This window comes from Chryseobacterium antibioticum (assembly GCF_012927325.1).
In the GTDB taxonomy this organism is placed as follows: Bacteria; Bacteroidota; Bacteroidia; order Flavobacteriales; family Weeksellaceae; genus Chryseobacterium; species Chryseobacterium antibioticum.
Genome location: NZ_JABBGI010000018.1, coordinates 85,204 through 98,185 on the forward strand (window position 1 = coordinate 85,204; position 12,982 = coordinate 98,185).

Here is a 12,982-nt window from a genome sequence, read left to right on the forward strand (position 1 = left end):
ATTATTTTGTAATTTTGTATCAGAATATTTATAATTAAAGTTATGGTCAATCTAGAATGGTACCGCACTTTTAAAGCGATATACAAAACCGGAACACTAACGGGAGCTGCAGATTCACTGTTCATTTCCCAACCCGGAGTAAGTCTTCACCTAAGCTCGCTGGAAGCTTATGTAGGCTATAAATTATTTGACAGGACCGGTAGAAAAATGATGCCGACTGAAAGAGGAAAGGTTTTATTCAATGCCGTGTCTGAACCGCTTTCCAAGCTGGAAGATGTGGAGAAGAATTTTCAGAAGTCGACGGAAAAACTGACGCCTACGATCAGTGTGGGAATGTGTTTTGAAACGTTTCAAACGACTTTGGAGCAGTATGTTTCCACTTTACCTTTTAACCTGATCATCAGTTTCGGACAGTATCCGGAAATGCTGGACCAGTTGGATAAAGGAATCCTTGATTTGATTATTACCCCGAAAAAAGGAGTTTCTCCCAATATTGAACATGAAGCATTTTCTTCCGAACAGATTATTCTCGTAGGTGGAAAAAATGTAGATACAAACAGCTTCCAAAAAATCGTTGAAACCAAAGGAGTAGAACATATTGAGGACTGGCTGAAGCAGGAAAAATGGTACGGAACGACAGGGGATATGGAACATCTGTTTCAGTTCTGGATCATGAATTTCGGGCATAAACCGAATTTCCGTCCCAATTATATCGTTCCCAATTTAAACTCGATCATCCGTTGTCTGAAAGGAGGAACCGGACTTGCCGTGGTTCCTGACTTTCTCTGCAAAAATGAAATAGAGAACGGCGATCTCAAACTGATCTGGGAAGGTGAGAAAAAACTTGAAAACACCCTGTATTTTGGCTGTAGAAAAAAAACAAACTATCAGTCAGAGATTGAGCATATCAAAGGATTATTTCGAAAGGTCATGGGTAAGTATGATCATGTCGCGCATCTGTAATCCGTTTTCATAAATTGGGGCTGCGTAATTTTCTATAAAAAAGTCTTTACGCACTCCCTTTTTTATGAAACCATTCTTTTCATAGAATTTAATCTGCTGAAATCCCGTATCCGAGGTTCCTACGGCTAAAGTTGTATAGCCATTTTCTTTGGCGATTTCTTTAGCTTGATCAATAAGGATAGTGCCGATTCCCTGACTTCTGTAGCTTTCAATGACCGCCATATTTTTGATTTCCAGTTCTGTATTACTGTTTTGATAGAGTGCCATCACAGCAATATTCTGTACATCATGATGTAAAAGATAGATATCGGAGTCAAAAATATATTGATCGATGGCTTCAACGGTTTCATCCGCTAGAAGAAGCAATTCGTACGGAATATCTGAACCCGGATCCATTTTTTTTAAAGTGAATTTTTCCATTTTACAGGCTCATATGAATAATAGGATAGTCTTTTCCGGAACCGTCTTTTTCTGATCTTCCGATCTGTCTGAAACCCATTTTTGTATAAAATCCAATGGCTTGAGGGTTGTGTTCATTGACGTCTACTTTTGTTAAATCTGTTTTGTCTTTCATAAATTCATACAACGTTCTGCCCAATCCTTTTCCGCGGGATTCGTTGTGGATGAAAAGCATTTCCAGATTACCCTCAGCTACAGCAGAAAAACCTTCTGCAATCTCATTTTCTGTCATTACGTATACTTCCAGATCCGGAAGATAATCTCTGGGAATCACTTCTTTGAAATACTTAAAATCTTCTTCAGCGAGGAAATGATGAGTTGCTTTTACGGCAGATTCCCATATCTCCATAATTCTCGGATAATCTTCGGCATGCGCCAGTCTGATTGGATGTGACAATATTTTGGGTTTCTGCAAAAATAGGAAAAATTTGATTTTAGAAACTAGAAGTTAGAAGTTAGAAGTTAGAAGTTAGAAAGATGGGTATTTTGGAGAAGTAGCAATTCCCCTTCTTTGAAGGGGTGGATTTTTGCGAAGCAAAAAGACGGGGTAGTAAAAAACACTTACCAACAGCCTCTGAATACTTTGAAAACAGTAAAAATGGTAAGTACAAATGCCAATTTTTTATTGCAAATTTGTTAGGCTATACATTAATATTAAAATTGAAATTTAAAAATTATGCAAAACAAAACATATACGGGGCAGCCTGTAGTGACATTAAATAACGGAGTGGATATTCCGGCTTTAGGATTTGGGGTTTGGCAGATGGAAAACCTGAATGAATGCGAAAGTGCAGTCGTGAAAGCTATTCAGACAGGGTACAGAATGATCGATACAGCGGCTATTTATCAGAATGAAACAGCAGTAGGGCAGGCGGTAAAAGATGCCGGTGTCAGCAGAGATGAATTGTTTATCACTTCAAAAGTATGGGTTCAGGATCATGGCTATGAACAGACTAAAAAAGCATTTCAAAGAACACTGGAAAGACTGCAGATGAATTATCTGGATATGTACCTGATCCATTGGCCTTACGGAGATTTTCTGGGAAGTTGGAAAGCTTTGGAAGAGCTGTACAGTGAAGGAAAGATCAAAGCGATTGGGGTGTGTAACTTTACGGTAGAGAAATTAGAAGAATTAAAAGCGAATTCAACTGTGCTTCCGGTGATCAACCAGATCGAACTGCATCCGGTTTTCCAGCAGAAAGAACTTCAGGTGTATGATAGAGAAAATAACATCATCACACAACCGTGGAGTCCGCTTGGAAACGGAAATGCGGATCTTCTGAACAATACTCAATTAAAAGCAATCGCTGAAAAATATAATAAAACAGTCGCTCAGGTGGTTTTAAGATGGCACCTTCAGGAAGGATTTGTTGTGATTCCAAAATCGGTGACGCCTTCCAGAATTGAAGAGAACTTTAATGTTTTTGATTTTGAACTGGGAGATGAGGAAATGAATATTGTTCGCTCATTAGATACTGGGAAAAGACTGTTCTTTGATCCGAAAGATCCTGAATGGGAGGAGAAAATGCTTAAAGTGGTAGCAGATATTTAAGAGAATATCAACATATTTTCTCCCGCAGATCAAATGGATACTCCAGATTTTTAAGACAAATATCTGCTGAATCAGTTTCATTTGCGGGAGATTTTTTTAATTTTAAATAAAAACCATGACCGCAGTACAATTCATAGAAAAACTATCGACTTTCAGGAATGAGAAGGAAATGGATAAGGTGGAAAAATTTTTCAAAGGAAATGACGGTGTTACCCGACCTTTCGGCGTGAAATTCGGGGATGTTTTTACTACAGCAAAAGAATTTTCAAAAATGCCACTGAAAGAAATTAATACGCTTCTGGACAGTGATTTTTATGAAGTGAGAATGGGGGCGGTGAGCATTATGGATTTTCAGGCCGGAAATAAAAAAAGCACAGAAGAGAAGAAAAAAGAGCTTTTTGATATGTATTTAAATCGTCATGACCGTTTGAACAACTGGGATTTTGTAGACCGGGGAGCACGGAATATCGTCGGTGAATATTTAGCCGACAGGCCAAGAGATATTTTATATAAACTGGCTGAGTCTGAAAACCCATGGGAAAGAAGAACTGCAGTGGTAAGTACCTATGCTTTTATCAGGAAAAATGATACTGAGGACACCTTTAATATTGCTGAAATCCTCGTTCATGATCCCAATGAATTAGTAAACAAAGCCGTTGGGAGCTGGATAAGAGAGGCTGGAAAGAAAAATCCCAAAAGACTGCATCATTTTCTTGATCAGTATGTTAAAACGATGCCTGCTGCCACATTTTCTTACGCGATAGAAAAACTGGATCCGGACACAAAAAAGCATTACAAAGAACTCCGGAAAAGTAAGGAAATCTGATGCATTTGCTATTAAAACTTCAGACAGAATGATTTTTAAATAAAGGACTTGACCAATATCATGCTTTTCCCAACAAATGTATTCCTGGTTTTTCGTAAATTTTAGATAAAATAATTCCTATGTTGTGGCCAGACACCATCAGTAAAATATTCTCTATCAAATACCCCTGTCATTCAGGCTCCGATGTTTGGAGTAAGCAGCCCGCATATGGCTGCCGCTGCTGCAAGAGCAGGATGTCTGGGATCATTGGCATTGGCCGATCTTTCACCCGATCAATCTGTCAAACTCATCAGGGAAACTCAAAAACTGACTGATCAGCCGTTTGCTGCGAACATCTTTGTTCACCATATTCCTGAAATTACGGATGCTCTGAATGAAAAATATAGTAAAGCTAAACAGTTCATCACCCAGCTGGCGAAGGAAAATAATATAGAGGTTACACTACCGGATCTTGAAGATCTTAAAGTAAATAGTTACCATGAACAGGTAGACGCCATTATTGAAGAGGGATGTAAAATACTCAGTTTTACTTTTGGGAATCTGGATGATAAAAGCATTCAAAAACTGAAAGAAAACGGAGTCATTCTCATTGGTACCTGTACTTCATTGGAAGAAGCATTGGCTTTGGAGAAATCCGGAATCGATTTGATCTGTGTTCAGGGAATTGAAGCCGGCGGGCACAGGGGAACTTTTGATGCTGAGAATATTCCACAGATTGGAGGGATATCCCTGCTTTCTGAAGTTGATGACCATGTAAAAGCCCCGCTGATCTATGCCGGAGGAATTTATAATGGAAAGACTTTAAGGGCGGCAAAAGAACTTGGAGCAAAGGGATTTCAGGTAGGAAGTATTCTACTGGCATCACAGGAAAGCGGACTGCACCCGTTTGAAAAAGAAAGGCTTAAAAATGTGACCGAGAAAGATATCGTACTGACCAGAAGTTTTTCAGGACGGTATGCGAGAGGCATTAAAAATAAGTTTATCGAAAGCCTCGAAAATTCGGATTACGTTCTCCCTTATCCTTATCAAAATAAACTAACGAATGAGCTGCGTAGAGTTTCGAAAACTTTACACAATACAGATTTTGTAGGTATTTGGACGGGACAGTCGATTCATGAGTACAGTATGCTTTCTACAGAAGATATTTTGAAAAAGCTTATTGAAGCGGCTGAAAAACAATCCTAAACCGTAATGATACAAATACCAAAAAGAAAATCCCTTCATCTGCATGAAAGGATTTTTATTTGGAAAATCTAATCATGTTTCTTCATGATCAGATTAATTCGTTTTCAAATTTATTTCGTCAGATCCAAACCTCCGAAGTTACCTGAACTCATCATCAGGAAAACACCATGAGCTTTGTCTAACGTTTCCCAATAAGCATGAAGCTCTTCAGCATTGGTAAATACTCTTAATCCTTCATTCTTAAACTTTTCTTTGATCAGCTCAGGAGAAATAGGATCCATTCTTTTGATTTTTAAAGCATCTTCAGAGTAGAAAACTACCGCTTCATCCAAGCCATCCATGGCATGATCGTATTGTTCAAGAAAAACCGGATTTAAGCTTGAATACGTATGAAGTTCTAAGAAACCATATTTCTTTTCCTTTTTAAACTGTTCACAGAAAGCTTTTACTGCAGCTTTTACCTTACTCGGTGCATGAGCGAAATCTTTATAAAGCGTTCCTTTATCTGCTCTTTCTACTTTTTCAAGACGTTTGGATGCTCCTTTGAAACTCATAATAGCTTCGTAGAAATCCTCATCCATAATCCCCAGCTGACGGCAGATATGTCTTGCTCCCTCCATATTCAGCAGGTTATGCGCCCCAAAAACAGAAAGTGGAACATCGCCCATTTCAGTTTTCAGATAAACTTTTCCGTTGCTGATCTCATATTCAGGGGTTTTATAAGGGATTTTTCTGAAGTAATTTTCAGCTGCTTCCACTACTTTTACGACTTCGGTATCTTCTTCATTGTACACCAGAACACCACCGGGAGTAATGCTTGCTACAAATTTTCTGAACTGCTCGATATAGTCATCAAAAGTTTTGAATACATTGATGTGATCCCATGCGATACCGCTCATTAAAGCAATATTCGGCTGGTACAGAAGAAACTTTGAACGGAGATCGATAGGAGAGGAAAGGTATTCATCACCTTCCAGTACCATAAAATCGTTGTCCTGAGTCAGTTTTACCATACAGTCGAAACCTTCCAGTTGGGCTCCCACCATAAAATCTACATCTTTCTGGTGAAAGTTCAGCACGTGAAGAATCATGGAGGTAATCGTTGTCTTACCGTGTGATCCGGCGATAACTACTCTTGTTTTGTTTTTTGACTGTTCGTAAAGATATTCAGGATATGAATAAATTTTCAGACCCAGTTCTTTTGCTCTTGCCAGCTCAGGATTGTCCTGATGGGCATGCATTCCAAGAATAATCGCATCAATATCGGCCGTTATCTTTTCCGGGAACCAGCCCATTTCCTGAGGCAAAATTCCTTTCTTTTCCAATCTGGATTTTGAAGGCTCAAAAATAGCGTCATCCGAACCTGTTACCTGATATCCTTTGTCTTTTAATGCAATAGCAAGATTATGCATGGCGCTTCCGCCGATAGCAATGAAGTGGGTTTTCAACTTTATTTATTGTTTTTTACATTGTTATTAATGATCTCTTGGAAAGCAGTCAGAATGTTGGTCCAGTTCGTTGTGAAATTGGGCATTATCATGCTTGCATCTGTCTTACTCCCTTCATTAGAACCTTTCTTTATATTGATAGAAGTGGTAATGTTATCATACAGCTTTTTACGGTCTTCCTCTATCCTTCTGAAATTATTTTGAGAAAGGGTCTGGTCCAGTTTCTTCAGGTCTTCATCAGAAATTTTGAAATCCTGCTTGTGCTTTTTCCCTTGCCCCTCAAAAGAGTAATGTGCATTGTTACCTTTAATCAGCAGGTTCTCGTACACAAGACTAAGCCCTCCGTTTCTGGAATAGCTGATATCAAAATCTGAATATACTTTCTGGCTGTTACACGAAACTAATACTATGATCGCGAATAAGATCCCTAATATTTTGTTCATAATTTTTTACTTACTTTAATTATTTGAATCCTTTTGTTCTAATTTTTTAGCTTTAAGTTCTTCATCATAATTGTGTAGTACATTGAAATCTTCTGTCTGCTCAATGGCAGTCATAATTTTCAATAAAATTTCTGGCGCTTTTTCATTGTCATAATCTATATCCAGAGGGGGTTTGAATTCCATGGTAGGTTTTACGCCTGTTACCTTTACCCGGAGGCCTTTCTTGTCAAATGCCCTTCTGAAACCGTTGATCTTGATAGGGATCACGATAGGGCGTTGGTTTTTGACCAGCTTGGCTGTTCCTCTTCGTCCTTGTGCAAAAGCAGAGGTAGTACCTTGAGGGAAAGTAGCTACCCAGCCGTTGTCTAAGGCTTTCATAATATTGTCAACCTCGGTAAGATCTACCATTCTGTTGACGTTCTTACCTTCTGCTCTCCAGGTTCTTTTTACCGTTACAGCACCGGCGATCTTGAAGATCTTCGGAAGAATCCCTTTATTCATGGTTTCTTCTGCTGCGACATAGTAAAAATCGATCTTTGGATTAAGCAGGTAGATCGGATTTTTGATGGTGTCCAGATATCCGTTGTTTACAGCACAGAATGCATGATACATTGCTGCTACATCTGCAAAGTAGGTCTGATGGTTACACACAAAAAGCACATTGGAATCCGGAAGATCCACAAGGTGTTCTGTACCGGTTATCTTCAGTTTATTAAAGCCGTTGAACCTTCTGTAGGATACAATTCCTAAAATAAAAATGATTAACCTTTTTAAAAAATAAGGTGTTCCGAATGCATCGGTGAAAATATTTTTCTTCGCCATTTCTCTATTAAACACGGTAGTGCAAAGTTACATTTTTTTCAACAACTGGCTAAACTCGCTCAATATCATTGCTGTAGCTCCCCAGATTATATATCCGTTGAAATTAATGACCGGAACTTCATGTCCGGCAGTACTTGGTAGCTCCATCATCTCCGGATTATCCGGAAGACTGAGGAAAGAAGTAATAGGAAATTCTATAGTTTCCACTGCCTCGCTTTGCTGGAGAACGAAAAGAGGGTTCTTTTTAGTATATGAAATATAGGGATATACATAAAAATTACTCGGTGGAACATAAATAGGAGACATTTCTCTGATGACCCTAATATAATGCTTATCGATTCCGATCTCCTCCGAAGTTTCACGTACTGCGGTTTCTGCAAAGTCCCTGTCCAATTCTTCACGTTTCCCACCGGGTAGCGAGATCTGCCCGCTGTGCCTGTCATGTTCGTTGATGGTTCTCTGGATCAAGGGGAAATACCATTCATTGTCTTTTAAATACAAGACAATATTAACCGCTGCAAATTTTGGATTCTTTGCTAATACTTCATCATACGTAAATACAGGGCGGGAAGGTGGTGAAAATACACCATGTGCATTGACTCCGGGCAGTTCTACGTTTGTAATTTTACTCAATAAATCTTTTCCAAAACTTTCCATAGCTCAAATTTAGCAATATATACTGAAGAAAAGAATAGCCATTAACATTAATTAACCATTGATGCAGGGTTGAAAATGTAATGAGTAAAAGATTTGATGATTAAAAAATTTTGAAAAGCAGCGAATTATTAGATTGAAAATTAGAATTGTTGTATGTTTTATGTGGAAATAACGGGCGCAGTGTACCGTATTTTTATGTAACTAAAATACATGATTCAGAGGAAACGGTAAACAGTGATTTATCTAAAAATCTTGACTCTTGGTTCTTGAGTTTAAAAATTCGCCATTCATTTACAAAGCGAAATTCACTGTTGAATTCGATTCCCTTCCAAAAAAGTCCAAACCTTAGGTTTGGACTTTTTTGGAAGGGAATCGAATTAGTTTTCATCAATCAATAATGTGGTTTTCTAAGGCGTATTTTACAATTCCTACGGAATTTTTTGCGTTTAATTTTAAAAGAATTCTCTTGCGGTGGGTTTCTACAGTATTGATGCTTATAAATAGTTTTTCACCAATATCTTTGCTGCTGAAACCATCGCATATCAGTTTAAGGATCTCCATTTCCCTTCGTGTCAGCGGTTCTTTGAGGTGAGGATTGGGTTTTCCTTCCTCACTGCTGATAAAATTGATCATTCTTTCTTTTGCATTGTCACAGATGTAGATCTCATTCAAAAGCAGAACATTGATAGATTTCAGAAATTCATCGTATCTGCTGTTTTTGTCAAGATAGCTTTTTATACCTTTGTTAAAGAGCTTTCGGATCTCAGTCATATCATAACTATTGCCTATGACAATAATTTTGATTTTTTTGTTGGTGGAGGTGATGTCTTCTACGAGTCTGAAAATATCTGTAAGCATAAGCATATTCGAGCTTATAACCAGGATTTCAGGGGGATCTTCTTTTAATTGTTCAAATAAGGTTTCATAAGAATTACAAATGTCAATCGCATTAAAAATTTTGCTCTGTGAGAGCAATTTTGATAAACCTTCTGTGTACAGCAGCGGTTCATCAAAAATGGTTAATCTTGGTTTCATCATGGTTAGTTTTGTTTATATAAAAATATAAAAAAAAACTTTACATTTTACATAAAAATTACAATTAATTGTTGTTTTTTACATGATAAATGATTGTAAAATTCAAATTTTATTGATTATTTGGTAAATAATTCTCCTATTGTGGATTTTTGATTTATAATTTTAGAGTTATTATAATTAAAACTCAATGTTAAAAGGGTTTTTTATGAGATTTTATCTGTAATGAAAATTATTTAACTGCCACAGTAGGGATATGTTTTATTGGAAAATTCACCGACCGGGCAATAAAACAAAATTGGTTGGCCTTATGATGAAGTTCCTTTGCTTTATTAATCATTGATTCTTCGGTAACAGTAACTGCAGGATGTAGAGTAACCGATGTAAAATGCCCGCTTCCGTCAGTGGTTTCCGTCATAATTCCGGTAGCTTCGTCTGTGTAATCGGTGACAATAATTCCTTCTTCAGAACAAAAATGAAGATACCAGAGCATATGACAGGAAGAAAGTGAGGAAAGGAACATATCTTCCGGATTGTGCCTGGTTTTATCTCCACGAAAGGCGGGGTCAGAAGAACCCTCAATAACCGCTTTATTTTCAATATTGACAGTATGGCTCCTTTCGTAGGTTCTATAGCTGCTGGTGCCTGTTCCTTTGTTTCCTGTCCAATGGATTGTTGCTTTATAGTGGTGTTCTTTACTCATTGTAGAAAGATTATTTTATTGTAAAAGGTATTTTATAAATTTTACTTAAACCGTTTTCACCTTCGTTAATATATTCCTGAAAATCGGATAGAGTTGTGAATTTTTTTGGAGATACATTATTTCTTTTGCTGGTAAAGTATAAAATCTGGTTTTTTTCATCATAAAAAGGGCAGTATTCCATGAACTTTGTATTGATGGGAATCCCCAAATTCTCTGCTTTCTGCCATTTTCCATCAGAGCCTTTTTGGGAAATGTAAAGATCCCCGCTTCCCTGTCCGCCTTTTTCATTATATTTTGTGAAAAGTATAAAATTTTCCTTTTTAGAAATAAAAGCATTGAATTCATATCCATTACTATTGATGTTTTCATCCAGTATTTTCGGATCAGAATATTTGTTGCTTTCCCATTTACAGAAATAAATATCATCTTTCCCCATGCCTGTAGGTGTTTCCATGGTGAAATATAAATTTTTATTATCGGAGAGCGTAGGGAAGAACTCATTCAGGTCAGAATTGACAGGCTTACCGATATTGATAGGGTCAGACCATTCTGAACTTTTATTTTTCCTTTCTACATACCATATATCAAAATCTTTTTTTTCTGCTTTTGTTCTGTCTAAAGGACGATCAGAAGCAAAATACAATCGGGTTCCATTATCAGCTAAAAAAGGTTCCAGATAAGAGTATTCATTATTGAAAGGTAATAGTTGAGGCTCAGACCAATTGTTTTTTTCTTTTTTGATATAGGCAATTTGGGAAATTTCCTGATTAGGACTTTGTATGGTGAAAAAAGCCTCATTTCCATCTCCGGAAACTGAAAAATCCCTTACATTGAGAAATTGGTTGAGCTTTTTATCAAAGAGTTTTATTGCATTTGAATCCTGAGCATGAAACAAATTGACGATAAGAAGGAATAGAGTTGTGAATATATTTTTCATCTTTAGAAATCAATAGTCTAATTTAATTAAATAATCCAATTGTTTATAATAATTGTATAAAGCTCTAATTGATTGTTTTCTAGTAATCTGAACATTTAATTATGGGGATTGGATTCCTAAGAAAGACAAAGTTTTGTAATATAAAACGGTAAAATATAAAAAAACCTCCAGACAAGCTAGAGGTTTAGAATTTTGTGTTAGTTAGAATATCCTATCAATTCTTCTTTTTTCGAATTGTAAATCTTGTATTCTAAATATTTGAAAGAATCCCGTGGAATAATGGTTACCCATTTTTTATACTTTATAAACCATTTCATCTGGATGCTTTTGATGCCTTTTGTAAGGTAAGCTTCCACGAAAGGATGTACATGCAGATAAAGTTTTCCTTTGTCCTTCTGTATGATATTTCTTATGGTTTCTTCCAGTCTTTCCACAACAACAATCGGAGCTGTGATTTCTCCGTCTTTGTTCGGGTTTTCTTCTTTGGTTTCGATCTGTTTTTCCGGGCGGTTTCTTTGTCTTGTGATCTGGATCAATCCAAATTTGCTCGGGGGAAGAATTTTGTGGCGTGCTTTGTCACGTTTCATTTCTTCTTTCAAATGTTCAAACAAATCTCTTCTGTGGTCGGGGTTTTGCATGTCGATAAAATCAATAACGATAATGCCACCCATATCACGAAGACGCAATTGTCTTGCGATTTCTGTTGCTGCCATTTTGTTCACGTTCATAGCGTGTTCTTTATTGGCTGAATTTCCGGTCGTGATGTTATTTCCGGAATTAACGTCGATCACATGAAGTGCTTCTGTGTGTTCAATGACGAGGTAAGCTCCTTTTGAACTTGGAATATTAACGTGTTTTCCAAAACTCTGTTTGAGCTGTTTTTCAACGTTATAATATTCCAGAAGAGGAATGTGGGAATTATAAAACTGGACAATATTCTTTTTTTCCGGGGCTATGACCTCTACGTAGTTAGTCATTTCCTCTACCATTTGTTCATCGTCGCAGATGATGCTTACAAAATCCTGGTTGAAATTGTCCCTTAAAATAGCGGAAGCTTTGTCTTCTTCACTTAAAACTCTGGCGGGCACCTTACTTTTCTGAATGTTTCTAAAAGTGCTTTCCCATTTCTGGATCAGCTGATTCATATCATTGTGAAGATCTGCTACTTTTTTTCCTTCCGCAACTGTTCTTATGATCACTCCGAAACCTTCAGGCTTGATGCTGTCGATAAGGGTTTTCAGTCTTTCTTTTTCCTCAGTAGTTCTGATTTTTTTAGAAATGGAAACTTTGTTGTCGAAAGGGATCAGAACCAGAAAACGGCCGGTCAGAGAAACCTGGGTAGAGATCCTGGGACCTTTTGTAGAAATGGGTTCTTTGGTGATCTGAAGCAGAACGAGATCGTCTTTTACAATGACTTTCTCTACGGTTCCGTTTTTGTCTATTTCGGGTTGTATCTCGAAATTTTTTAAGCTTGAAGCGCTCTGTTTTTTAGAAATAGTATCTTTTAAAAACTTTTTGTACGTAAGATACTGAGGTCCCAAATCCTGATAATGCAGGAATGCATCCTTATCGTATCCTATATTTACGAATGCGGCATTCAGATTGGGTGCCAGTTTTTTTACTCTTCCTACAAACAGATCTCCAACTATAAATTCGCTTTTGTCCTCTTGTTCATGAAGTTCACATAGTCTTCCGTCTTCCAGTAGTGCAATCTTTGTAAGATCATCTTCATGCGAAACTATTAGTTCTTTCTTCATTTTGTTATAAGATAAAAATTATTAAGATTATAGGGAATTGGCGTATTTTTTAGCAAATAAATAATATTAAATATAAGAATTTAGAATGAAATTGCTCTATTTTTTTTAAAATATCTGCAAGAGCCGCTATTTTTCCCTGAAATCTTATGGTTGCAAACAAAAATATAGTCAGTGATCTTTAAAAAATTAAAACCACCA

At 37.0% G+C, this 12,982-nt stretch carries 14 protein-coding genes; 4 read left to right on the forward strand and 10 right to left on the reverse strand.

Features of this window, described 5'->3' with window-relative positions:
* Positions 1-42: 42 nt before the first annotated feature.
* Positions 43-963, forward strand: coding sequence for a LysR family transcriptional regulator (locus tag HHL23_RS14805; RefSeq protein WP_169235567.1), 921 nt, complete (start codon positions 43-45; stop codon positions 961-963).
* Here the strand turns inward: HHL23_RS14805 and HHL23_RS14810 are convergent.
* Both HHL23_RS14810 and HHL23_RS14815 read right to left on the reverse strand, forming a co-directional pair.
* On the reverse strand, positions 916-1,359 hold the full coding sequence (locus HHL23_RS14810; protein WP_228464782.1) for a GNAT family N-acetyltransferase: 444 nt from the start codon (positions 1,357-1,359) through the stop codon (positions 916-918). The genes HHL23_RS14805 and HHL23_RS14810 overlap by 48 nt on opposite strands.
* A 25-nt stretch (positions 1,360-1,384) precedes the next feature.
* A complete protein-coding gene (locus HHL23_RS14815; RefSeq protein ID WP_262889247.1) occupies positions 1,385-1,819 on the reverse strand; it encodes a GNAT family N-acetyltransferase in 435 nt (144 codons plus the stop codon).
* 279 nt (positions 1,820-2,098) lie between these two features.
* Here HHL23_RS14815 and HHL23_RS14820 point away from each other — a divergent pair, with 279 nt between their 5' ends.
* From HHL23_RS14820 to HHL23_RS14830, 3 genes are all read left to right on the forward strand, one after another.
* Positions 2,099-2,974 carry an aldo/keto reductase gene (locus HHL23_RS14820; protein WP_169235569.1) on the forward strand — a complete coding sequence of 292 codons (876 nt, stop codon included), beginning with the start codon at positions 2,099-2,101 and terminating at the stop codon, positions 2,972-2,974.
* Between the two features lie 115 nt (positions 2,975-3,089).
* Positions 3,090-3,800 carry a DNA alkylation repair protein gene (locus HHL23_RS14825; RefSeq protein ID WP_194306309.1) on the forward strand — a complete coding sequence of 237 codons (711 nt, stop codon included), beginning with the start codon at positions 3,090-3,092 and terminating at the stop codon, positions 3,798-3,800.
* A gap of 183 nt (positions 3,801-3,983) precedes the next feature.
* Positions 3,984-4,985: an NAD(P)H-dependent flavin oxidoreductase gene (locus HHL23_RS14830; RefSeq protein ID WP_228464783.1), complete on the forward strand. Its 1,002-nt coding sequence runs from the start codon at positions 3,984-3,986 to the stop codon at positions 4,983-4,985.
* 110 nt (positions 4,986-5,095) lie between these two features.
* Here HHL23_RS14830 and HHL23_RS14835 read toward each other — a convergent pair whose 3' ends face one another.
* From HHL23_RS14835 to HHL23_RS14870, 8 genes are all read right to left on the reverse strand, one after another.
* Positions 5,096-6,433 (reverse strand): UDP-N-acetylmuramate--L-alanine ligase, encoded by a 1,338-nt coding sequence (locus HHL23_RS14835; RefSeq protein WP_169235570.1) that lies wholly within the window; start codon positions 6,431-6,433, stop codon positions 5,096-5,098.
* Positions 6,434-6,435: 2 nt separating this feature from the next.
* Complete coding sequence (locus tag HHL23_RS14840; protein ID WP_169235571.1) at positions 6,436-6,876, reverse strand: hypothetical protein; 441 nt, start codon at positions 6,874-6,876, stop codon at positions 6,436-6,438.
* 15 nt (positions 6,877-6,891) lie between these two features.
* On the reverse strand, positions 6,892-7,698 hold the full coding sequence (locus HHL23_RS14845) for a lysophospholipid acyltransferase family protein (protein WP_169235572.1): 807 nt from the start codon (positions 7,696-7,698) through the stop codon (positions 6,892-6,894).
* Between the two features lie 27 nt (positions 7,699-7,725).
* The gene (locus HHL23_RS14850; protein WP_169235573.1) at positions 7,726-8,355 is read right to left on the reverse strand and encodes an NUDIX hydrolase; all 630 of its coding nucleotides are present in this window, start codon (positions 8,353-8,355) and stop codon (positions 7,726-7,728) included.
* A 387-nt stretch (positions 8,356-8,742) separates the two neighbouring features.
* Positions 8,743-9,390 (reverse strand): response regulator transcription factor, encoded by a 648-nt coding sequence (locus tag HHL23_RS14855; RefSeq protein ID WP_169235574.1) that lies wholly within the window; start codon positions 9,388-9,390, stop codon positions 8,743-8,745.
* A gap of 229 nt (positions 9,391-9,619) precedes the next feature.
* The gene (locus HHL23_RS14860; RefSeq protein ID WP_169235575.1) at positions 9,620-10,090 is read right to left on the reverse strand and encodes an OsmC family protein; all 471 of its coding nucleotides are present in this window, start codon (positions 10,088-10,090) and stop codon (positions 9,620-9,622) included.
* Between the two features lie 10 nt (positions 10,091-10,100).
* On the reverse strand, positions 10,101-11,027 hold the full coding sequence (locus tag HHL23_RS14865; protein ID WP_169235576.1) for a PD40 domain-containing protein: 927 nt from the start codon (positions 11,025-11,027) through the stop codon (positions 10,101-10,103).
* A gap of 197 nt (positions 11,028-11,224) precedes the next feature.
* On the reverse strand, positions 11,225-12,784 hold the full coding sequence (locus HHL23_RS14870) for an Rne/Rng family ribonuclease (RefSeq protein ID WP_169235577.1): 1,560 nt from the start codon (positions 12,782-12,784) through the stop codon (positions 11,225-11,227).
* Positions 12,785-12,982 lie beyond the last annotated feature (198 nt).